Origin of the sequence: Microbacterium sp. NPDC078428 (genome assembly GCF_044542535.1) — a bacterium.
Classification (GTDB): Bacteria; Actinomycetota; Actinomycetes; order Actinomycetales; family Microbacteriaceae; genus Microbacterium; species Microbacterium limosum.
In genome coordinates this window covers 298,562-320,621 of the sequence record NZ_JBITUP010000004.1, presented here as the reverse complement: position 1 = coordinate 320,621, position 22,060 = coordinate 298,562, and the positions used below count along the sequence as shown (strand labels likewise).

General features: G+C 71.2%; 20 protein-coding genes. 7 read left to right on the top strand and 13 right to left on the bottom strand.

All coding sequences use genetic code 11. The features are described 5' to 3' along the window. Nucleotides 1-142: 142 nt before the first annotated feature. The 3 genes from ACIGCK_RS09955 (at nucleotide 143) to ACIGCK_RS09945 (ending at nucleotide 4,943) form a co-directional block, all read left to right on the top strand. On the top strand, nucleotides 143-1,708 hold the full coding sequence (locus tag ACIGCK_RS09955; protein ID WP_396665750.1) for a molybdopterin-dependent oxidoreductase: 1,566 nt from the start codon (nucleotides 143-145) through the stop codon (nucleotides 1,706-1,708). 47 nt (nucleotides 1,709-1,755) lie between these two features. Next, nucleotides 1,756-3,876, top strand: coding sequence for a S9 family peptidase (locus ACIGCK_RS09950; protein WP_396665786.1), 2,121 nt, complete (start codon nucleotides 1,756-1,758; stop codon nucleotides 3,874-3,876). Nucleotides 3,877-4,085: 209 nt separating this feature from the next. Beyond that, complete coding sequence (locus ACIGCK_RS09945) at nucleotides 4,086-4,943, top strand: endonuclease domain-containing protein (RefSeq protein ID WP_396665748.1); 858 nt, start codon at nucleotides 4,086-4,088, stop codon at nucleotides 4,941-4,943. Nucleotides 4,944-5,027: 84 nt separating this feature from the next. Here ACIGCK_RS09945 and ACIGCK_RS09940 read toward each other — a convergent pair whose 3' ends face one another. The 4 genes from ACIGCK_RS09940 to ACIGCK_RS09925 form a co-directional block, all read right to left on the bottom strand. Continuing rightward, nucleotides 5,028-6,056: a 6-phosphofructokinase gene (locus tag ACIGCK_RS09940; protein WP_330169801.1), complete on the bottom strand. Its 1,029-nt coding sequence runs from the start codon at nucleotides 6,054-6,056 to the stop codon at nucleotides 5,028-5,030. A 131-nt stretch (nucleotides 6,057-6,187) separates the two neighbouring features. Continuing rightward, nucleotides 6,188-8,353 carry a DEAD/DEAH box helicase gene (locus ACIGCK_RS09935; RefSeq protein ID WP_396665746.1) on the bottom strand — a complete coding sequence of 722 codons (2,166 nt, stop codon included), beginning with the start codon at nucleotides 8,351-8,353 and terminating at the stop codon, nucleotides 6,188-6,190. Nucleotides 8,354-8,668: 315 nt separating this feature from the next. Further along, complete coding sequence (locus tag ACIGCK_RS09930; protein WP_330169803.1) at nucleotides 8,669-9,292, bottom strand: hypothetical protein; 624 nt, start codon at nucleotides 9,290-9,292, stop codon at nucleotides 8,669-8,671. 70 nt (nucleotides 9,293-9,362) lie between these two features. Then, nucleotides 9,363-10,262, bottom strand: coding sequence for a glycerophosphodiester phosphodiesterase (locus tag ACIGCK_RS09925; RefSeq protein ID WP_396665745.1), 900 nt, complete (start codon nucleotides 10,260-10,262; stop codon nucleotides 9,363-9,365). Between the two features lie 140 nt (nucleotides 10,263-10,402). Between ACIGCK_RS09925 and deoC the strand changes: the two genes are divergently transcribed. Then, a complete protein-coding gene (deoC, locus tag ACIGCK_RS09920; protein ID WP_396665743.1) occupies nucleotides 10,403-11,122 on the top strand; it encodes a deoxyribose-phosphate aldolase in 720 nt (239 codons plus the stop codon). Here the strand turns inward: deoC and ACIGCK_RS09915 are convergent. Genes ACIGCK_RS09915 through ACIGCK_RS09895 form a run of 5 tightly spaced genes read right to left on the bottom strand, consistent with a single transcriptional unit; the run spans nucleotide 11,119 to nucleotide 14,554 of the window. Next, nucleotides 11,119-12,087: a bifunctional riboflavin kinase/FAD synthetase gene (locus ACIGCK_RS09915; protein WP_330169806.1), complete on the bottom strand. Its 969-nt coding sequence runs from the start codon at nucleotides 12,085-12,087 to the stop codon at nucleotides 11,119-11,121. The two genes, deoC and ACIGCK_RS09915, sit on opposite strands and share 4 nt — an antisense overlap. Next, nucleotides 12,084-12,533: a hypothetical protein gene (locus tag ACIGCK_RS09910; protein WP_396665741.1), complete on the bottom strand. Its 450-nt coding sequence runs from the start codon at nucleotides 12,531-12,533 to the stop codon at nucleotides 12,084-12,086. Before ACIGCK_RS09910 ends, ACIGCK_RS09915 begins: the two co-directional genes overlap by 4 nt. Nucleotides 12,534-12,579: 46 nt before the next feature. Further along, on the bottom strand, nucleotides 12,580-12,948 hold the full coding sequence (locus tag ACIGCK_RS09905; RefSeq protein WP_396665739.1) for a hypothetical protein: 369 nt from the start codon (nucleotides 12,946-12,948) through the stop codon (nucleotides 12,580-12,582). Next, nucleotides 12,945-13,868 (bottom strand): tRNA pseudouridine(55) synthase TruB, encoded by a 924-nt coding sequence (gene truB / locus ACIGCK_RS09900; RefSeq protein ID WP_396665738.1) that lies wholly within the window; start codon nucleotides 13,866-13,868, stop codon nucleotides 12,945-12,947. Before truB ends, ACIGCK_RS09905 begins: the two co-directional genes overlap by 4 nt. After that, nucleotides 13,868-14,554, bottom strand: a complete 687-nt coding sequence (locus ACIGCK_RS09895; protein WP_396665736.1) for a uridine kinase — start codon at nucleotides 14,552-14,554, stop codon at nucleotides 13,868-13,870. The genes truB and ACIGCK_RS09895 overlap by 1 nt, the downstream gene beginning before the upstream one ends. A gap of 43 nt (nucleotides 14,555-14,597) precedes the next feature. Between ACIGCK_RS09895 and ACIGCK_RS09890 the strand changes: the two genes are divergently transcribed. Beyond that, nucleotides 14,598-15,530: an A/G-specific adenine glycosylase gene (locus ACIGCK_RS09890; protein WP_396665734.1), complete on the top strand. Its 933-nt coding sequence runs from the start codon at nucleotides 14,598-14,600 to the stop codon at nucleotides 15,528-15,530. Here the strand turns inward: ACIGCK_RS09890 and rbfA are convergent. From rbfA to nusA, 4 genes are all read right to left on the bottom strand, one after another. Next, the gene (gene rbfA / locus ACIGCK_RS09885; RefSeq protein ID WP_396665732.1) at nucleotides 15,476-15,931 is read right to left on the bottom strand and encodes a 30S ribosome-binding factor RbfA; all 456 of its coding nucleotides are present in this window, start codon (nucleotides 15,929-15,931) and stop codon (nucleotides 15,476-15,478) included. The genes ACIGCK_RS09890 and rbfA overlap by 55 nt on opposite strands. 113 nt (nucleotides 15,932-16,044) lie before the next feature. After that, nucleotides 16,045-18,864 (bottom strand): translation initiation factor IF-2, encoded by a 2,820-nt coding sequence (gene infB / locus ACIGCK_RS09880; RefSeq protein ID WP_396665731.1) that lies wholly within the window; start codon nucleotides 18,862-18,864, stop codon nucleotides 16,045-16,047. A gap of 56 nt (nucleotides 18,865-18,920) precedes the next feature. Then, nucleotides 18,921-19,178 (bottom strand): YlxR family protein, encoded by a 258-nt coding sequence (locus ACIGCK_RS09875; protein ID WP_396665730.1) that lies wholly within the window; start codon nucleotides 19,176-19,178, stop codon nucleotides 18,921-18,923. Between the two features lie 76 nt (nucleotides 19,179-19,254). Beyond that, entirely contained in the window at nucleotides 19,255-20,244 is a 990-nt protein-coding gene (gene nusA / locus ACIGCK_RS09870) for a transcription termination factor NusA (RefSeq protein ID WP_330172021.1), read from the bottom strand. Nucleotides 20,245-20,418: 174 nt separating this feature from the next. Here nusA and ACIGCK_RS09865 point away from each other — a divergent pair, with 174 nt between their 5' ends. Together ACIGCK_RS09865 and ACIGCK_RS09860 are read left to right on the top strand one after the other, a co-directional pair. Further along, nucleotides 20,419-21,225: a DUF1206 domain-containing protein gene (locus ACIGCK_RS09865; RefSeq protein ID WP_396665728.1), complete on the top strand. Its 807-nt coding sequence runs from the start codon at nucleotides 20,419-20,421 to the stop codon at nucleotides 21,223-21,225. A 21-nt stretch (nucleotides 21,226-21,246) separates the two neighbouring features. Further along, the gene (locus ACIGCK_RS09860) at nucleotides 21,247-22,053 is read left to right on the top strand and encodes a DUF1206 domain-containing protein (RefSeq protein ID WP_396665727.1); all 807 of its coding nucleotides are present in this window, start codon (nucleotides 21,247-21,249) and stop codon (nucleotides 22,051-22,053) included. The last annotated feature ends 7 nt before the right edge of the window (nucleotides 22,054-22,060 follow it).

Sequence of the window (22,060 nt, the reverse complement as noted above, 5' to 3'; positions counted from 1 at the left end):
CGTTCACGGGCCGTGGAGAATCCTCGCACCGGCCCCCGTGTCGGTCAACTCCCGGCACCACGGCCCATCCCCAATCCGATCCACGCTCCGCCGCGGATGACCGAGAGGACGCAACACGGCGACCCGGGAAGGGAGCGGACCCATGCGCACGAGGACGACGGGAACAGCATCCCGGCTCAGCGGCTTCGTCTGGGCGGGCGTTGCCGGGATCGTCGCGGCGGCGGCCTTCCTCGCCGCCGCCGAGGTCGTCGCCCTGCTCGCGGGCCCCACCGCGAGCCCCCTGCTGGCCGTCGGATCGTTCGTCATCGACATCGCGCCGCAGTGGCTCAAGGAGTTCGCCATCTCGACCTTCGGCGCCTACGACAAGGTCGCCCTGCTCGCCGGGCTCACCCTCGCCGTCGTCATCGCCGCGGCGATCGCCGGAATCCTGGAGTATCTGCGCCCTCCGCTCGGCATCCTCGCCTTCGTCGTCGCGGGCGGCCTGTCGCTCGCTGCGACCCTCACGCGTGCCGGGACGGGCGCGTTCGCCTTCCTGGGACCCCTCGCAGGAACGATCGCCGCCGCGATCACGATCTTCCTCCTGGCCAGACGGCTGCGGGCCGCGGACCGCGTCTCCCCCGGGGGCGAGGATGCCGCGGGGCCCGACCGGCGCGGCTTCTTCCGCCTGGCGGGGATCGCCGCGGCATCCGCCCTCGTCGTGGGGGCAGGGTCGAGGATCCTCTCCGGGGTCACGACATCGATCACCGCGGCGCGCGAGGCCCTTCGCATCCCGGACCCGCGATCGAGGGTCACGGTGCCGGAGGGCGCGAAGCTCGAGGTCGAGGGCATTTCGCCGCTGTTCACCCCCAACGGCGACTTCTACCGCGTCGACACCGCCCTCACCGTGCCGGAGGTCGATCCGGCATCCTGGCGCCTCGTCGTCGACGGGATGGTCGATCGCCGTGTCGAGCTCGGCTTCGACGACCTCGTGGGCATGGGGCTCGACGAGTACTCGATCACCCTCACGTGCGTCTCCAACGAGGTGGGCGGAGGGCTCGTCGGATCGGCCCGCTGGCTCGGCGTGCCCGTGCGTGATGTGCTCGCGACGGCCGGCGTGTCGGCGGACGCCGACATGGTGCTCTCCCGCAGCATCGACGGATACACGGCGAGCACGCCGCTGGATGCCCTGACCGACGACGGCCGCGACGCGATCTTCGCGGTCGCGATGAACGGCGAGCCGCTCCCCCTCGAGCACGGCTTCCCCGTGCGCATGGTCGTTCCCGGGCTCTACGGCTACGTCTCCGCCACGAAGTGGGTGACGGAGCTGAAGGTCACGACCTTCGCGGAGGACGAGGCCTACTGGACGCCGCGCGGCTACGCCGCCGAGGCGCCGATCAAGATGTCCTCGCGCATCGACACGCCGCGATCGGGAACCCCCGTGAGCGCGGGTACGGTGGCCGTGGCGGGCGTGGCGTGGGCCCAGACGGTCGGCATCGAGCGCGTCGAGGTGCGCATCGACGAGGGCGAGTGGCAGAGCGCGCGGCTGTCCGTTCCCGTCAACGAGGACACCTGGGTGCAGTGGGTGCTGGAGTGGGATGCCGAGCCCGGCACGCACTACATCACCGTGCGGGCGATCGATGCCGAAGGGAACATGCAGATCGAGGAGCGTGCGCCCATCGCGCCGAACGGGTCCTCGGGATGGCAGCGCACACTCATCACCGTGAACTGAGGCGCGGCGCCGGCGGCGAGGCCCTGGACTAGCGTGGACGGGTGAGCATCGACGAGACCACGCCGGCAGCACCCCTCCCCCCGATCGCCCTGCGTGCGCCGCGGAGCCGGGCGTTCCACGGCGACTCCGTGCACGACGACTACGAGTGGATGCGTGCGAAGGACGACGCCGCGGTCATCGCCCACCTCGAGGCGGAGAACGCCTACACCGAGGCGCGCACGGCCCACCTCGAGGGCCTTCGCGAGGCGGTGTTCGCGGAGATCAAGGGACGCACCCTCGAGACGGACCTCTCGGTGCCGTCGCGCCGCGGGCAGTGGTGGTACTACGGTCGGACGGTGGAGGGGAGCCAGTACGGCATCCAGTGCCGCGCACCCATCTCTAACCCCGACGACTGGGAACCGCCGAGGCTGGAGCCGGGCGTGGATGTTCCCGGGGAACAGATCCTGCTCGACGGGAACATCGAGGCCGACGGCCACGACTTCTTCTCCCTCGGCTCCTTCGGCGTGTCCGACGACGGCACCCGGATGCTGTTCGCCGTGGACGTGGCCGGAGACGAGCGCTACACGATCCATGTGAGAGACCTCGCAACGGGCGCCGCGCTCGGCGAGGAGATCCCCGGGACGGCCGCCGGGGCATCCTTCTCCCCCGACGGCGCCTCCATCGTCTACACCACCGTCGACGACGCGTGGCGACCGGACACACTCTGGCTGCACACCGTGGGAACGGCCCCGGCGGATGACGTGAGGCTCTTCCACGAGCCCGACGACCGGTACTGGCTCGGCGCCGGCTTCACGCGCAGCGACCGGTACCTCGTGATCGGGCTGGGTTCCTCCATCACGTCCGAGGCGTGGCTCGTCCCCGCCGACGACCTCCGAGCGGAGCCCACCGTCGTGTGGCCGCGCCGCGAGGGCGTCGAGTACTCGGTCGACCACGCCGTGATCGACGGCGAGGACGCGCTCTACATCCTGCACAACGACGACGCCCTGGACTTCGAGCTGGTGCGCGTCGCGGCGGGCGACCCCGCCGGTCGCCGCGAGACCGTTCTGCCCCACACCCCGGGCGTGCGCCTGCTCGATGTCGACTGCTTCCGGGACTTCTCCACCGTGGAGTACCGCCGCGGGGGTCTCGCCCGCATCGGTCTGCTCGATCACGGCAGCTCCGAGGTCCGCGAGCTGAGCTTCGAAGAGCCCCTTTACGCGGCCGCGTTCGGCGGCAACCGAGAGTGGGCGCCCCCGCTGCTGCGGCTGGCGTACGACTCCTTCGTGACCCCCAACACCGTGTGCGACTACCGGCTCTCCGACGAAGCGCTGCTCGTCCGGAAGCGCCAGCCCGTCCTCGGCGGTTACGAGAGCTCCGACTATGCGCAGGCCCGGGTGTGGGCCCCGGCCCAGGACGGCACGCAGGTCCCCGTCTCACTCGTGTGGAAGCGCTCGTTCGGCGAGGCGGGCGCCGCCCCCCGCCCCCTCCACCTGTACGGCTACGGCTCGTACGAGCACTCGATCGAGCCCCGGTTCTCGGTCGCGCGCCTCTCCGAGCTCGACCGCGGAGTCGTCTTCGCCGTCGCCCACGTGCGCGGCGGCGGCGAGATGGGGCGGCAGTGGTACGAGGACGGCAAGCTCGCCCGCAAGAAGAACAGCTTCACCGACTTCGTCGACGCCGCGCGGCACCTCATCGAACAGGGGTACACCACTCCCGACAGGCTCGTCGCCGAGGGCGGCAGCGCCGGGGGCCTTCTCATGGGCGCGGTCGCGAACCTCGCGCCCGAGCTCTTCGCAGGCATCCTCGCGGAGGTGCCTTTCGTCGATGCCCTGACGACGATCCTCGACCCCACCCTCCCCCTGACGGTCATCGAGTGGGACGAGTGGGGCGACCCGCTCCACGACCCCGACGTCTACGCGTACATGAAGTCCTATTCGCCGTACGAGAACGTCCGAGAGGGCGTCTCCTACCCGCGCATCCTCGCCGTCACGTCGCTCAACGACACCCGTGTGCTCTACGTGGAGCCCGCGAAGTGGGTCGCCCGCCTGCGCGAGGTCGGCGCCGACGCGCTGCTCAAGTGCGAGATGGTCGCCGGGCACGGCGGCGTCTCCGGGCGCTACAACGCGTGGCGGGAGCGAGCCTTCGAGCTCGCCTGGCTGCTCGACGTGCTGGGCGTCGCCGAGGTCTGAGCCCCCTCGACGGCGGTGGTCCCGCCGTCGGCGGCAGGAGATCGGCCCAGAACAGGATGCCCCGGCGACGTTCGTCCTGTCTCCAGCCGTTCACCTGCACCCGCTCGCCGGTCGCGCGAGTGCATATCCCCAACCCGGCTGTGCTGCAGCCGTCCACAGAACCGTCGGCCGTCACCGCCCTGACGCGCCATCGACGCGACAGTTGCAGCATGCTCGATCCTTCGGAATTCACCGCCTGGCTCCGGGCTCAGGGCGGCGTCGCTCACACGCGCACGGCCCGGGTCGCCGGATTCTCGAAATACGACATCGACGTCGCCGTCCTACACGGCGCCGCGAGCCGCGTGCGGCGCTCGTGGCTCGTCGGTCCGAGCGCGTCCCCGTGGCGGCATGCCGCGGCATCCGTCGGCGGACGTCTCACGTGCCTGAGCGCGGCAGCCGAATGCGGCCTGTGGACGCCGGAGCATCAGACGATCCACGTCGCCGTCTCCGCCACGGCCTCGCGCCTGGAAAGTGCGGGCATGCGTCTCCACTACGCGACGGGTCCGGCCCCCGTCGCGCGCACCAGCGCGACCGAGCCGATCCTCAACGTGCTCTTCCACATCGCGCGCTGCGTGCCCAGGCTGGATGCTCTGGCGGTGTGGGAGTCCGCGCTGAATCGAAAGGTCGTGGACTCGGCGACGCTTTCGCGGGTCGTGTGGCGGAGCACCGCCGCCTCCGCCCTGTCGGCCGCGGCCCCCGCGCTGTCCGACTCCGGCATCGAGACGGTCTTCCGGGAGCTCATGGCGAGCATCGGCGTGACGGTGCGCCAGCAGGTGTGGGTCGACGGACATCCTCTGGACGCTCTGATCGGCGACCGACTGGGGATTCAGCTGGACGGATTCGCGCATCACAGTTCTGCCCGCGACCGCCGCCGCGACCTCCGTGCCGATGCACGGCTCGTACTGCGCGGATACACGATCCTGCGCTTCGACTATCAGCAGGTGCTCTTCGATCCGGCGTATGTGATCGAGACGATCTCGATGGCCATCGCCCAGGGTCTCCATCTCGCGGGGCGACCGTCGAAGTGACCCGATGGGGCAGGAGATCGGCCCGGAACAGGACGTTCTCCGGCCCGTCGTCCTGTCTTGGGCGACTTTCCTGTTCTCGGCGACTCAGCCGAAGAGCGCGGCGGCCTCGTCGTAGCGGTGGCGCGGCACGGTGTTGAGCTCGCCCAGCGCGTCGACGAACGGCACGCGCACGATCTCGGTACCTCGCATCGCCACCATCTGGCCCCAGGCGCCGTCGACCACCGCATCCGCCGCGTGCAGCCCCAGGCGGGTCGCGAGCACGCGGTCGAAGCCGGAGGGCGAACCGCCGCGCTGGATGTGGCCGAGGACGGTCGCACGGGTCTCGACGCCCGTGATCCGCTCGATCTCGGGCGCCAGCACCTCGCTGATGCCGCCGAGCCGCGGCCGGTTGAAGGCGTCGAGCCCCTTGTCGGAGTACGCCTCGTCCATCCCCGTGAGCGTGAAGCCCTCGGAGACGACGACGAGCGGCGCGCGACCGCGGTCGTGCGCGCTCGTGACCTGCGCGCAGATGTCGTCGATCGAGAGGGGCACCTCGGGGATGCAGATGACGTGCGCCCCCGCCGCGATCCCGGCGTGAAGGGCGATCCAGCCCACGTGGCGTCCCATGACCTCGGCCACCATGCAGCGCTGGTGCGAGTCGCCCGTCGTACGCAGGCGGTCCATGGCATCGGTGGCGATGTTGACTGCGGTGTCGAAGCCGAACGAGTAGTCGGTGGCCCGCAGGTCGTTGTCGATCGTCTTGGGCACACCGAGGACGTTGATGCCGTCCTTGGAGAGCCGGTCGGCGGCGGCGAGCGTGCCTTCGCCGCCGATCGCGATGATGCCGTCGATGCGGTGGCCGTACAGCGTCTTCGCGATGTTCTCGGCCCCGCCGCGCGGTCCGTCGTACGGGTTCGTGCGGCTCGTGCCGAGGATCGTGCCGCCCACCTTCGACAGGCCCTTCACCTCGTGGCGGGTGAGGGGGAAGAAGTCGGCGTCGACGACGCCGCGCCAGCCGTCGCGGATGCCGACGAACTCGAGGTCGTACGTCGTCGTCCCCTTCAGCACCACTCCCCGGATGACCGCGTTCAAACCGGGGCAGTCGCCGCCGCTGGTGAGGATGCCGATCTTCATGGGAGTCCTTGCTGTGGGGTACGGATTACCGGCGACGCTGCCTGTCCGACACTATCGCCGGATGACCGAGCGTGCCACACGGGCCGACGGCGCCCCCGCAGACCCTGCTGGGCACGCCGTCGAGAGCGGCGTCACTCGCCGCCGAGCGAGCGCCGCGTGAGGTGCATGAGCGCGCTCAGCTGCACCGAGTCGCTCGAGCCCGGCTCGACCGCGACGCCGTCGAGCGCGCGGAGCGCGAGGCCCTGCTTGGAGTCGATCAGCTCGGCGATCTTGGTGTCGATCGTGTGCGCCGCGATGATGCGCCACGCCGTCACGGGCTCGTCCTGACCGATGCGGTGCACCCGGTCGATGGCCTGGGTCTGCTCCGCGGCCGTCCACGACAACTCGGCGAGGACGACGTTCGACGCCGCCTGCAGGTTCAGTCCCACGCCCGCGGCCGTGAGCGAACAGACGGCGATCCCCACACCCTCGTCGGTGTTGAAGTCGTCGATCGCCTGCTGCCGCACGGGTGCGCTCTGGTCGCCGCGGATCGACACCGTGCGAAGACCGGATGCCGCGAAGTGGGCCTCGGCGGCATCCATGACGTCGATGTGCTTGGCGAAGAAGACGACCTTCCCCACCGACCGCTGCAGCTGCACGGCGTAGTCGGCGGCGAGCTGCGCCTTCGCCTGACCGATGCGTCGCACCATCGTGAAGACGTTCTCGGAACCGGAGCCGGCGGCCTTGGACTCGTCGAGCTCGTTCTGCGCGACGAGGCGGACGATGTCCTCGTCGATCTCGCCGCCCACGCTCGCCCCCCGGCCGCTCGCGCCACGTGCCTCCACGATGCGCCGGTATCGGGCCGCGAGCCGCTCCCCGAGTTCCCGCTCGGCATGGCGGATCGAGCGTCCGTACTCGTCGTCGAGCTCGACGGGCAGGTCGGCGATCAGCTTGTCGGGCAGGTCGGCCGCGACATCCTTCTTCTTGCGCCGCACGATGCCCATGGAGATGACGGCATCGCGCGCCTCGGGATAGAAGGCCTTGTCGGCGGGGGTCAGACCGGTGGCGTCGAGCTTCTCCATGAGCTCGGGACCCGGCTTCTCCCCGTTCGTCCAGCCGAGGAAACGCCAGATCGCGTCGAAGTCCTCAACATCGTTGATGAGCGGCGTCCCGGTGAGGGCGAGCAGCAGCGGGTCTCCCCCGGGCGTGGCCTCCCGGATGCGTCCGGCGAGCGCCAGCACGTTCTGCGAGCGCTGCGAGGACAGGTTCTTGATGAAGTGCGCCTCGTCGACGACCATGCCCTTGAGGCCGATCGAGCTCAACCAGGACAGGTGCCGGTCGAGGATCTCGTAGTTCACGATGAACACGTCGGCGAACGCGTCGATGTCCGCGCCATCGCCCTGGATCACCGTCGCGCGGCGGTGCGGAGTCCAGCGCTCGACCTCGCGCGCCCAGTTCATCTTCACGACGTTGGGCACGACCGCCAGCAGCGGATACGCGTCGGCGACGGATGCCGCGAGCAGCGACTGCGCCGTCTTGCCCAGTCCGGGCTCGTCGGCGAGGAGGAAGGTGCGGTGCCCCTCCCGGACGGCTTCCAGGAAGCGCGACTGGTGGGCCATGACCTCGCGTCCTCGGGGCGAGAGCCTGTCGAACTCCGGCAGGGGAGGCAGATCCATGGATGCCGCGCCCCCGCCGGCGCCGGTCTCGAAAGCCTTGTAGAGCGGGCCCATGAGCTCCCAGCCGTCCAGTCGCCGCCGCGGGTTCTCCCGCCGGATCGGACGGGAGAGGTCGGGCGCGAGGAAGGGATTGGCCATCTGGCGCGACTCGATCGCCGGCGGGGTCACCTGCCGCTCCGCGAGGGCGGTCGGAACGACCGGCTGCGCCACCGGGGCGACGTCGGTGATGATGAGTTCGTCTGCGGCCAGCTCTGCTCCCGACTCCAGCAGCCAGTCGCGGCGCATCCGGCGCGCGACCGGAGACGTGGCCTGGTCGACTTCGAGGAGCTGGATGAGCGAGGTGTCGCGCGCCGCCGTCTTGGCGAGGATCGTCGCGACCCCGTCGAGGCGCTTGAGCAGTTCGCCGCGGACGGCATCCGACACCGACGTGTCGGCCTTCACACGGGCGCGCTCCTCGCGCACGAGGAACGCGATGACCTGGAACTTGACCCGGTTGGTGGGCCCCAGCTTGCCGCGCTGGGCCTTCGCCTCGACCTCGCGAACCTTGCGGGCGAGGATCGGGATGAGGGGGGCGTCGTCATCGCGACGTGCGGACGACTGCTTGCGGCGCCGCTGTAGCTGCGCCTGTGCCGTGCTCGGCATGCTCCTCCTGAGCGTGTGCGCCGGTCGATCCGGCGGTTCTGACGTCGGAAACCGACGACGGGCGTGGCGTCCCGCGGGCGATGGATGCGCCTTGCGCCTCGGGCGACGCTCGCCGCGGCTGCGTGCGAGGGCCCGCGCGAGGACGACCGCGGGATGGGACCTCGATCCTGCGCCGGAAGGCGTGCCTCGACGCTCGATTCCGATGGTCCCCTGTGGGTGCGGATGCCGCTCCCTCGCCTCAGTCTACGCCACGGGCCGCTCGCCGCATAACGTCCTGCGTATGCGGCGTATTCCGACGAGCGTCGGCGCGCGGGATCAGCCCCAGAGCGTGGCGACGACGTCGTCGGTGTAACCGGGAGGATCGAAGTTGATCCAGCGCGTCGCGACCCAGCCATTGCCGTGGAGGTGGTGCGTCTCCCCGAAGGCGGCGATCTCATCCTCACCCGACCGGGCGCAACGCGTGCCGGCCTCGTCATCGGCGCATGTGAAGCCCTCGGTCGAGAGCGCCTCCCGCACGAGGGCCGCCTGCGACGCGTCGACCACCGTGACGTTCGTCGCGAGACCCACCTCGCTCGGCACGCCCCAGGAGCAGCGCAGCGTCGGGGCACCGGATTCGATGATCTCGAGGGCCGTCACGACCTGGGTCGCGTGCATCGTCACGCCCGGATCGTTCAGCGGCGGGTTCTGCTCCTCGAGCAGCGCGAGCATGCCGGCGGAGTAGATGTCCTCGCACGATGCGGGCATCTCGATGTCGGCGGATGCCTCGGGTGACGCGCTGTGCGAGGGGTCGGGCGTCGCCGTCGACGGGTCGGGCGACGGGTCGCCCGTGCTGGTGGGCACGGGGGTCGGCTGGGCGACACAGCCGACGAGCAGCAGGGCGGCGACCGACGCGGTTCCGAACAGAGCAAGGGCACGGGCGGGCAGGCTGCGGGCGGACATGCGATCCTCTCGACGCGGGCGACGCGTCCGAGCCTAGTCACGCGGGTCGGCTCGGTGGGGTCGCCCGATCTCACCGAGGTTCGGATACCTCTTCCGAGAGCCAGTCCGCGAGGCGCGCCGGGACATCGGTGACGATGCCGTCGACCCCCGCCCGCAGGGCCTCGCGCCACTTCCCGTCGTCGTTGAACGTGTAGACGACCACCCGCATCCCCGCCGCGTGCAGTTCGTCGATCACCTCGGGCCGCTCCAGCACCTCGCGTCCCGCCGCGATCACCCCCCGCACCCCGAGGGCGCGCGCTGCGCCGACCACGTCGTCGGGCAGCTGGCGGAGGATGGCGAGCCGCGAGATCACCGTGTTCTGGGAGGCGACGAGCGCGAGGGTGCGGGCGTCGAAGCTCGCGACCGCGACCCGGCGTTCGAGGCCGTGCCGGGCGATCGTCGCGACGAGCGAGGCGACGGAGTCGGCATCCCACTCCCCCTTCAGCTCCACGAGAGCGCGCAGGGAGGAGGACGCCAGCTCGGCCAGGAACTCCTCCGCCGTCGGCACGGGCGTTGCGGCGAAGTCGGGCCCGAACCACGACCCGGCATCCAGCCCCCTGATCTGGGCGAGGGTCGACTCGGCCACGGCGCCCCGGCCGTCCGTCGTCCGATCGACGGTCGCGTCGTGCATGAGCACGGCGTGACCGTCGGCGGTGAGGGCGATGTCCACCTCGACGTACTCGTACCCCGAGGCGATCGCCGCGCGCACGGCGGGCATCGTGTTCTCGGGCGCCCCCTCGGAATCACCCCGGTGCGCCGCGATGAAGGCGGCGTCGCCCGGGTCGCGCGCCTCGCCGAGCAGCTCGCTGGCGGTCACGGGGGCGCGGGAGGCGCCGAGCGTCGCGACGAGGACCCCCGCAACGACGAGGACGCACATCACGATGAGTGCGGGCAGCCGCTCGGTGCGGGCGGATACGGCAGGTTCGGGCATCGGGCGTGTCCTCCACGGTGACGTCGTCGTCTACGTCGTGCCAGATTACACACACCGTTATGCGTTCGTTATATTTTCCGCTCGCACACCCTCGTTCCGGCGGACTGCCCGGGCCTGGCCCCGCGACGTAGGCTTGACGCATGCCCACGGACATCACGCAGGAGCAGCTCGCTGCCACGATCGACCACGCGATCCTCAAGCCCGAACTCACCCGCGCAGAGGTGGATGCCGAGCTCGACACGGCCGCCGAGTGGAGCGTGTTCAGCGTCTGCGTGCGCCCCTCCGACATCGCCTACGCCGTCGCCCGGCTCGAGGGCAGCGGCGTCGCCGTCGGCACCGTCATCGGCTTCCCGCACGGCACCACCTCGACGGCCGCGAAGGTCGCGGAAGTCGCGCAGGCCGCGGCCGACGGCGCCGTCGAGTTCGACATGGTGATCAACATCGCCGCGCTGCGATCGGGTCTCGACGAGGAGGTCGTGCAGGACATCGCCGCCGTGAAGGAGGCGGCGGGCCAGCATGTGCTGAAGGTGATCCTCGAGACCAGCCTCCTCGACGAGGAGCAGATCTCCCGCGGCAGCCGCCTCGCGGAGGAGGCGGGCGCCGACTTCGTGAAGACGTCGACCGGATTCGCGGGCGGCGGCGCGACGGCCGCGCACGTCGCGTTGATGCGACGCACGGTCGGGGACACCGTGCAGGTCAAGGCCTCCGGAGGCGTGCGCGGGCTCGACACCGCTCTCGCGATGCTCGACGCGGGCGCGACGCGCCTGGGCACGAGCGCGAGCGCGACCATCCTCGGCGAGCTCGCCGCCCGTCTCTCGGGCGCCGAGGCGAGCGCTCGCACCGACGAGAGCTCGTACTAGCGGCAGGGCGCCGCCAGCACCTCGCGGGCTCGGACGACGTCGTCCGCCATCTGGACCTTGAGCGCGTCGAGGCCGCGGAAGGCCACCATCCCGCGGATCCGCTCGACGAACTGAACCTCGACCTCGTGGCCGTAGAGGTCCAGTCCTTCCCGGTCGAGCACGTATGCCTCGACCTGGCGGCGGGTCACGTCGTCGAACGTGGGGTTGTCCCCCACCGAGATGGCCGCCGGATAGCGCACGCGCGATCCCGCGCGGTGGGCGGAGGTTCCGTCCACGAGCCACCCCGCGTAAACGCCGTCCGCCGGCACGAAGCCCTCGAGCTCCGGAGTGAGGTTGGCGGTGGGATAGCCCAGCTCGCGACCGCGCTTGGCGCCATGCACGACCTCGCCCCAGACGGAGCTCGGGCGGCCCAGCAGCTTGGCCGCATCGGCGACGTCGCCCGCCGCGAGCAGCTCCCTGATCCACGTCGAGGAGACGCGCCGGCCGTGGACGCTTCGGATATCGGCGATCTCGTCCACGGCGAAGCCGGCCTCGGCGCCCATGCGGCGCAGAAGGGCGACGTCGCCCTTCCCCCCGCGACCGAAGCGGAAGTCGGTTCCGACGAGAACCGTACGCGCCCGGAGCGCCTCGACGAGCACGCTCTGCACGAACTCCTCCGCGGGCTGCGCCGCGAGCGTCTCGTCGAATCGGAGCATGAGCGTGGCATCGATACCCGTCTCCGCCAGCAGCGCGGCCTTCTGCGTCACGCCGAGGAGCGAGGGCGGACACTTCTCCGGAGCGAGGATCGCGAGCGGATTGCGGTCGAACGTCACCGCGACGGTGCGGGCGCCCGTGCCCGCGGCATCCACCAGCATGCGCTCGATGATGGCACGATGACCCGCGTGGAGCCCGTCGAACTTCCCGATCGCGACGACCGTCTCCCCGAAGTCGGCAGGCACCTCGGAGGGGTCGTGGAAGAGGATCACGAGCCCGCCGCCGTCAGCTGCGCCCCGGGGACGCGGCTCGTTCGCGGCGGGTGCGCCACGAGCCACCACAGACCGAAGAACGGCAGTACGAGCGGGATGAACAGATACCCGTAGCCGAAGACGGACCAGACGCTCGGATGCCGGAAGAGCTCGGGCAGCGTGAGGCTCAGGGTGCCCACGACGATCACGCCGGCCAGCTCGAAGCCGATCGCGACCCAGGCGATGAGGTACCAGGCCCGAGTACCCGCGAAGATCAGCGCCAGCGTGGCGACGATGTAGACGACGGCGGCCGCGGCGGAGAGGGAGTACGCCAGCGGCGCCTCCTCGAAGCGCTCGGCGATCTGGACGAACGAGCGGCCCGTGGCGGCGAGGGCCATGACGGCGTAGACGATGACGAGGACGCGGCCGACGCCGGTCATGCGGCGGGAGGGGTGGGACGAGGTCATGACGGGTCAATCCTAGGCCGGATCCCGCGTGCGATCCGCCGCCCGATCACGCGACCTGCACCGTCCAGATGACGTGCATGCGCCACACCATGACCGCGACGGAGAGCGCGACGATCCCCATGATCACGGTGCTCCACCGACTGCGCTCGATGAGCGCCCACGCGACGCCTCCCAGCGGCAGCAGCACCGCCGAGACGAGATACACCCAGAACTCGAGGATGCTGCCCGTGGGCGGGTTCCCCGCGAGGGGCGCGATGATCGCGATCACCACCTGGACGATCAGAAGCACCTCGATCAGCGCGAGCGACCCCACCGTGAGATCGCTCGGTCGTCGCCCGGCCAGGCCGGCGATGACGCACAGCAGCCCCGCCACGACCGCCACCGCGACCTGTGCGATGGTCACTCCCAGGATCATCCCGGCTCTCCCGTCCCGCTCGTCGCCCGCCCCGGATCGGGCAGGTTCATGACGCTCTTGATGTCGGATCCGCGCGCCTCGACCACTCCGACGAGCAACCCGGCCGGATCGATCGCGGCCCGCGGGCCTCCCCCCAGGCGGCTCGACGCGCCCGCCAGGCGCTTGCCCTGCCGCAGATCGCGCGCCTCCTCGGCGGACACGTCCAGGCGGCCCAGCACCCGGGCGCCGACCGTGGCGGGATCGATCGGGACCGCCGAGTCCAGAGCGTCGACCCGCACGGCATCGTCGACCGAGAAGGCCCCGACACGGGTCCGGCGCAGCGCCGTCAGATGGCCGCCGACCCCGAGGGCGGCGCCGAGGTCACGGGCGAGCGCGCGGATGTACGTACCGCTGGAGCAGTCAACGACGACGTCCAGCTCGATGCCGTCGGGAACCCGCCGTGCGGCACCCGCATCGAACCGGGAGACCGTGACCTCGCGGGCCTCGAGCACGACGTCCTCGCCGGCCCGAGCGAGGTCGTAGGCGCGCCGTCCGGCCACCTTGATCGCCGACACGCGGCTGGGCACCTGGGAGATGCGTCCCGTGAGCGACGCGACCCCGGCGGCGATCGCCGCGTCGGAGACGGCGTCCAGGGACGAGGGATCCGCGCGCCCGGTGACCTCGCCATCGGCGTCGTCGCTGTCGGTCGTCACGCCGAGCAGGATGGTCGCGTGGTAGGTCTTGTCGAGACCCACGACGAAGGTGAGCAGTCGGGTCGCGGCTTCGACCCCGAGCACGAGGAGGCCCGTCGCCATCGGATCGAGCGTGCCGGCGTGGCCGATCTTGCGGGTGCCGAAGGCACGGCGCGCCCGCGCGACGACGTCGTGGCTCGTCATCCCGCCCGCCTTGTCGACCAGCACCACCCCGGCAGCCGGCGCCATCAGGCGCTCCCCGTGAGGACGCGGCGCGGGGCCTCGGGGTCGGTGTTGTCGATGACCGCCGCGGCGCGGGTGCGCGGATCGACCTCTGCCATGTACGACTCCTGACCTCGGCGACGGTAGCGGTTGGACGGCGCTTCGGGGTCCGGATCGGAGCCGTCCGGCAGGGCCATCCGCGCGGAGGCGACATCGGGCGGCGTATCGAGCCAGACCGACCAGTCCCAGATGTGCGCCAGCTGCGGGCGATGCAGGAAGACGCCGTCGACGACGAGCACCGCATCCGCGGGCCCCGTCACCCAGCGCGCCTCGATGGGCGCGTCGCGCACCGCATCCCACGCCGCGAGCTGGAAGCCGATGGATGCCGCGGTGCGGCTTCCCTCGCGGAACGGGTCGATCAGCACCCGGCGGAAGCTGCTGTAGTCGTAGGAATCCTCGTATCGGCCCCGTCCCGAATCCTCTCCCGGGGTCGAACGCTCCGCTCGGGGGCGGTGGAAGCCCTCGATCGATGCACGGAAGACGTCCGTGCCCTCCTCGGCGAAGGCCTCCGCCAAGCCGTCGGCGAAGATCGTCTTGCCGGACCCGTCGACGCCGTCGACCGCGAGGACGACACGGCCGCGCGGGCATCGGGCCCGCACCTCGTCGCGCAGCGCCCGCAGCACACTCGTGCGGGCGGTGACGGGCAGGCGCATGGGCTCCAGCCTACGCGCGCCGGGTCGCCGTAGGCTTGCGTCCGTGCCTGCGCCGCTTCCGCCCCTCGCCCTCAACGAGTGGTTCCGACGCAGCGCCCGCGACCTCCCCTGGCGACGACCCGGCTTCGGCGCCTGGGGAATCCTCGTGAGCGAATTCATGCTGCAGCAGACACCGGTGACGCGCGTCATCCCCCGCCTGGAGGCGTGGCTGCGCACCTGGCCCTCCCCCGCAGCACTCGCCGCCGCCACGCCGGCCGACGCCGTCCGGGAATGGGCGAACCTCGGCTATCCGCGACGCGCGATCTGGCTGCACCGCGCCGCGGGCGAGATCGCCACGCGACACGCGGGGCGGGTGCCCGACGATGTCGAGCACCTCCTGGCACTCACGGGCATCGGCGACTACACGGCGCGGGCGGTCGCCGTCTTCGCCTACGGCAAACGCGAGCCGGTGGTCGACACGAACACACGGCGGGTCATCGCGAGGGCCGTGCAGGGACGATCCCAGCCGGGGCCGCCGTCGCGAGGCGACCTCGCCGCGATGGCCGCGCTCCTGCCGGAAGACGACCGCGAGTCGGCCGTCTTCAACGCCGCGATGATGGAGCTCGGCGCCGTGATCTGCACGGCACGCGCTCCGCGATGCGGCGAATGCCCGCTCCTCGACGCATGCGCGTGGGTCGGTGCGGGCAGGCCCGACACGGGAGACCTGCGGAGGAAGCAGGCGCGCTACGAGGGCAGCGACCGGCAGGCGCGGGGGGCCGTCCTGCGCGCGCTGCGGGCGGCCCCGAGGCACGAGGCCAGGACCGAACGCGTCGTCCCCGACTGGCCCGACGCGGCGCAGCGCGACCGAGCGATCGTCTCGCTCGTCGACGACGGACTCATCGAGGCCTTCGGCGACCTCATCCGCCTTCCCGGCGGCGGACCTCAGGCGTCGTCGTCCTCGGAGTCGTCGGAATCGGCGTCGCGCGCCGGCAGATAGGGGTCGGCGTCGCCGGCGAAGGTCGCCGTCGCGGCGATCCCTGCGACGGCCGCATCGCGCTCCCGCGCCTCGCGCAACAGCTCCTCGATGTGCCCGGCGTTCTCCGGCAGGGCATCGGCGATGAACTCCAGGGTGGGTACGAGGCGGACGTTCAGCTGACGACCCACCTCGCTGCGAAGCATGCCGGTCGCCGACCGCAGCGCGTCACCGGTGGACGCGCGCTCCTCGTCCGTGCCGAGCACCGTGTAGAAGACGCTCGCGTGCTGCAGGTCGCCCGTCACCCGCACGTCCGTGATCGTGACGAAGCCCAGGCGGGGGTCGCGCAGACCGCGGTCGAGCCGCTCCGCGATGATCACCCGGATCCGATCGGCCAGCCGTGCCGCCCGTGCATGATCCACCATGTCTCCTGCTCCTCACCGCCCGGCGCGCTTGCGCCCGGCCTTCGCCTCAACTGCTCAAGCCTACGCACAGCGGCGGATGCCGAAGCATCCGCCGCTGTGCGTCATACCAGGGGTCAGCCCCGAGGCTTCTCGACCATCTCCGTGGTCTCGATCTCGTCGCCGACCCGGATGTCGTTGAATTTGCCGAGACCGATACCGGCCTCGTAGTCCGTGCGCACCTCGGTGACGTCGTCCTTGAAGCGACGCAGCGACTCGATGGCCAGGCCATCGGCGAGCACGACACCCTCGCGGATGACGCGCGCCTTCGCGTTGCGCGTGATGGTTCCGCTGCGAACGATGACACCGGCGATGTTGCCGAACTTCGAGGAACGGAACACCTCGCGGATCTCGGCGACACCCGACTGCACCTCTTCGAACTCCGGCTTGAGCATGCCCTTGAGCGACTGCTCCACGTCGTCGATCGCGTTGTAGATGACCGAGTAGAAGCGGATGTCCACGCCTTCGCGCGCGGCGCGCTCGCGCGCCTTCGTGTCGGGGCGGACGTTGAACCCGATGATGATCGCGTTGTCGATCGTCGCGAGGTTCACGTCGGACTCCGTCACCGCACCGACACCGCGGTGGATGATGCGCAGCTGAACCGAGTCGTCGACCTCGATCTTGAGCAGCGACTCCTCGAGCGCCTCGACGGCACCCGAGACGTCGCCCTTGATGATGAGGTTGAGCGACTCGACCTTGCCCTCTTCGAGAGCGCGGGTGAAGTCCTCCAGCGAGATCCGCTTGCGCGCCTTGGCGAGAGCGGCGTTGCGCTCCGCGGCCTCGCGCTTCTCAGCGATCTGACGCGCGAGACGGTCCTCCTCCGTGACGAGGAAGGTGTCACCGGCGCGCGGCACCGAGTTCAGACCCTGCACCTGCACCGGACGCGACGGAGCGGCCTCGGTGACGGCCTCGCCGTTCTCGTCCATCATGGCCCGCACGCGGCCGAACGCCGTGCCGGCCACGATCGCGTCGCCGACACGCAGGGTTCCGGACTGGATGAGCACGGTCGCGACCGAGCCGCGGCCCTTGTCGAGCTTGGCCTCGATCGCCACACCACGGGCCGCCTTGTTCGGGTTGGCCGTGAGGTCCAGGCCCGCGTCGGCCGTCAGAAGCACCGCGTCGAGCAGCTCCTGGATGCCCTGGCCCTTGATGGCCGAGACATCGACGAACATGACGTCGCCGCCGTACTCCTCCGCCACGAGCCCGTACTCGGTGAGCTGCTGGCGCACCTTGCTGGGATTCGCGTCGGGCTTGTCGACCTTGTTGACCGCGACCACGATCGGCACGTCGGCCGCCTGCGCGTGGTTGAGCGCCTCGACGGTCTGAGGCATGATGCCGTCGTCCGCCGCGACCACGAGGATCGCGAGGTCGGTGACCTGCGCGCCTCGGGCACGCATGGCCGTGAAGGCCTCGTGACCCGGCGTGTCGATGAACGTGACGGCGCGCTCGACGCCGTCGTGCTCGGTCCACACCTGGTAGGCGCCGATGTGCTGCGTGATGCCGCCGGCCTCTCCCGCGACCACGTTGGCGTTGCGGATCGCGTCGAGAAGACGCGTCTTTCCGTGGTCGACGTGTCCCATGACGGTGACGACGGGGGGACGGATCTCGAGATCCTCCTCGTTCTCCGCCTCGAGCTCCGCCTCAAGGTCGAGACCGAAGCTCTCGAGGAGCTCCTTGTCCTCATCCTCGGGCGAGACCATCTGGATCTTGTAGCCCAGCTCCTCGCCGAGGACCTCGAAGGTGGCCTCGTCGAGCGACTCCGTCGCGGTCGCCATCTCACCCAGGTTGAACAGGATGGTGACGAGCGTGCCGGGCTGCACCGTGTAGCCCGTGAGGTTCTCGATCTTGTCCGCGAAGTCGGAGATCGACGCACCGCGACGCATGCGGATGATCTGCCCGTTGCCCCGCTGGACGTTGACGCCGCCGACCGACGGCGCGTCCCTCATCTCGAACTCTTGACGCTTCGCCCTGCGCGACTTGCGCTGCTTGGACTTGCCGCCTCCCTTGCCGAAGGCACCGGCGGTGCCACCGCCGGGCCCGCGGCCGCGTCCGCCACCGCCACCGGGACGCCCCGCGAAACCACCGCCGGGACGACCCGCGAAGCCACCGCCGCCGGCACCGGGGCCGCCGCCGCCGGGACGACCGGGACCGCCGGGACGCTGCTGGAACGGCGCGCCGGGACGACCGCCGCCACCGCCGGGACGACCCGCCCCGCCGGGACGCGGCGCACCGGGGCGCGGGGCGCCCGGGCGCGGCGCCTGGGGCCGCGGGATGTTCCCCGGCGTGGGCCGCTGACCCATCCCCTGCTGCGAGGCGAACGGGTTGTTGCCCGGACGGGGGCCCGAGGGACGCTGCCCCATCCCCTGCTGCGAGGCGAACGGGTTGTTGCCCGGCCGGGGCGCGCCGGGGCGCGGACCGCCCGGCTTGGGCGCCGAATCGGACGGAGCGGACTTCGAGGATCCCGACGCGGACGGAGCCGGGGATGCCTGGGATGCCGGGGATGGAGCGGTCTCCGAGGGAGCGGGGCCCGATGCCGCGGGGGCCGCGGGGGCGGGCGCAGCGGGTGCCGGCGTCGGTGCGGCATCGGCCACCGGCGCGGCGGCGGGCGCCTCAGCCGCGGGCGCGGCCGGGGTCGCTGCGGGAGCACTCGGGCGGGCGGGCGCCGGGCGAGCGGGGCCGGGGCGACCGGCCGGGCGCGCGGGCGCCGGGGCCGAGGACGCGCCCTGCGGCGACCCGTCGGCCTGCAGCGCGGCGCGGAGCTTGCGAGCCACGGGGGGCTCGATGGTGGACGACGGGCTCTTGACGAACTCGCCGAGTTCCTTCAGCTTGGCCAGAGCGACCTTGCTGTCGACGCCGAGTTCTGAAGCGATCTCGTGCACGCGTGGTTTGGCAGCCACAAATTCTCCTGTCTGAGTCCACCCAGACAGGGCAGACCGTTAGTCGCGGACGGGTCTCATTTCGAGCCGTTCACTTTGTTTCCATAGCCGTTCAGCCGTTTCTCGAGGGTCTGCGTGTCAAGCGGGCTCGACGCGCGCAGTGCTCGTACGAATGCCCTGCGCTGGATGGCTTTCGCCACGCACTCGGGAGTGTCGTGGACCCACGCGCCTCGTCCCGGCCGGACCGCACGCTCGTCGGGGATGAGAGTCGAATCCTCCGCCACAACACGAAGAAGGGCGGTTCGGGGAGCACGCGTGCGGCAACCGACGCACATTCGTACAGTTTCCATACTACACCTCCCGCCCCGGAGCTCGCCCGGAACGCACGGCTGGGCGACCGAAGCCGTGCGCTCAGTCGCCTTCCAGGACGCTGTCGGGCTGTATGTCGATCTTGGCCCCCGTCAGCTTCGCGGCGAGGCGGGCGTTCTGGCCCTCCTTGCCGATCGCGAGCGAGAGCTGGTAGTCGGGAACGAGCGCCCGCACGGCCTTCGTCGATGCGTCGATCACGAAGCTCGAGGTCACCTTCGCGGGCGAGAGCGCGTTCGCGACGAACTTGGCCAGTTCCGGATCGAAGTCGACGATGTCGATCTTCTCGCCGCCGAGTTCCTCCGTCACCGCGCGCACGCGACGCCCGAGTTCGCCGATGCAGGCGCCCTTCGCGTTGATCGAGGGGTCGTTGGCCTTCACGGCGATCTTCGTGCGGTGGCCCGACTCGCGAGCGAGCGAAACGATCTCCACCAGCCCACCGGCGATCTCGGGCACCTCCAGCGCGAACAGCTTGCGCACGAGTCCGGGGTGGGTGCGCGAGACGGTGATCGCGGGCCCCTTGGTCCCTCTGGACACGCTCGTCACGTAGACCCGAAGGCGCGATCCGTGGCGGTACTCCTCGCCGGGGACCTGCTCTTCGGGCGGAAGGATCGCCTCGATCGTTCCCAGATCGACGTGGATCATGCGGGGATTCGGGCCCTGCTGCACGACGCCGGCGACGATGTCGCCCTCCTTGCCGCGGAACTCGCCCAGCACGGCGTCGTCGGCGATGTCCCGCAGCCGCTGGCTGATGACCTGCTTCGCGGCGAAGGCCGCGATGCGGCCGAAGTCGTCGGGAGTGGTCTCCTCCTCGCCGACGACCGCCCCCTCCTCGTCCGTGACGGGCAGGAAGACCGCGACGTGGCCCGTCTTGCGGTTCACCTCGGCGCGCGCCCCCGAGGGCAGCTCGCCGACGGACGATGTGTGCTTGGCGTAGGCGGTCAGGATCGCCTGCTCGATGATCCGCACCAGTTCGTCGAAGGGGATTTCCTTCTCCCGCTCGATCGACCGCAGCAGCCCGAGATCGATATCCACGATGACCTCCCTATTCAGCTCTCGTCGCCGCGTCAGGCGCGACGACATCCCCCCTACGTTACCGGATGCGCGTCACGCGCACCCCACGCAGGACGCACACCGATCGTCCCCACGATCGACTTCTTCTCCCTTCCGCGGGCCGTTGCAGCCGTGACAGGAACATAGGCTGTCCCCATGGACCGCGCGGCGCCCCGGCGTGCCGCGCGCGAAGCGGCAGACACGACGTGGTTCCGCCTGCTCGCCCGAGCGGGGTATGGCGCCAGCGGTCTCGTCCATCTCCTCATCGGCGCCATCGCCCTCATCGTCGCCTTCGGCGGCGACGCCACGCCAGACCAGTCCGGGGCGTTGGGTGCCATCGCGGGGATGCCGTTCGGTTTCGCGGTCCTGTGGACGGTCGCCGTGGCGCTGTGGGCGCTCGGGGCGTGGAAGATCGTGGAGGGGATCCTCGTCCGGGGCACACCGCCACTGCGGCGGTGGATGCGACGCTTCGGCCAGTGGGGGCAGGGCGTCGTCTTCGCGGCCATCGGCGGGATCGCCGCGGCCGTGGCCATGGGCGCCCGTGTGAGCAGCGAGGAGGCGACCGAGGCGGTCAGCCGCGGCGTGCTCCGGGTCCCGGGCGGTGCGTATGTCCTCGCTGCCGCGGCCGTCGTCGTCGGCGCCGTCGGGATCTCGTTCCTCGTGATGGGATTGCGGCGCAGCTATCGCACGCAGGTGCGGGTTCCCGACGGAGCCCTGGGCGCGGCCATCGACGTGATCGGCGTCGTGGGGTTCGTCGCGAAGGGTGTCGCCCTCGCCGCCGTCGGAGTGCTCCTGGTCATCGCCTCGATCCGTGGGGAGGCCAAGACGGCGGGTGGGCTCGACGGGGCCCTCACCGCACTGCTGCGGCTCTCCCTGGGCCCCGTCGTCGTCGGCGCCATCGGTGCGGGACTCATCGCGTACGGCGTCTTCTGCTTCTTCCGGGCCAGGTACGCGCGCCTCTAGGCGCGGCCCTACGCTGAGCAGATGGGTTCTGACACCGCCGACGGCCTCGCACGCACCGCATCCTCCCATCCGGCCGTTCGTGTCCTGGCTCGCGCGGGCTACGCCGCCAACGGGGTCGTCCACCTGCTGATCGGCGCGGTGGTGCTCGCCGTGGCGTTCGGAGGCTCCGGCGAGGGCGACCAGCAGGGCGCCTTCCGTGCGATCGCACAGGCCCCGCTCGGCGGGGTCGCGCTGTGGGCCCTCGCTCTCGCGCTCGCGGCCCTGACGCTCTGGTACATCGCGGAGGGCATCCTCGCGTCGGGCGAGAGCACCGCGCGCCGGTGGGGACGTCGGCTCGCCGAATGGGGAAAGGCGATCGTCTACGCGTCGTTGGCGGCCACCGCGGTCTCGATCGCCCTGGGCGCACGCCCCGACGGCGACGAGAGCACGCGCAGCATGAGTCAGGCGCTGCTCGCACTGCCCGCAGGCCCCTTCCTCCTCGGAGCGATCGGGGTCGGCGTGGTCGTGGTCGGCGGCGTCTTCGTCGTCCGGGGCGTCACGCGCGGCTTCCTCCCGAAGATCACGCCGCCCGGCGGCATCCTGGGTCGCGTCGTGACCGCCACGGGCGTCGTCGGGTACATCGCGAAGGGCGTCGCGCTCGCCGTGGTCGGGGCCCTGCTCACGACCGCCGCCGTGACCGTGGACCCCGGCGCTTCGGGCGGCCTGGATGCCGCGATCAAGTCGCTCCTGGCCCTTCCCTTCGGTACCGCGCTCGTCGCGGCCGTCGGCATCGGACTCATCGCCTACGCGGTCTACTGCTTCTTCCGCGCGCGCTACGCCCGCCTCTGACGACCGC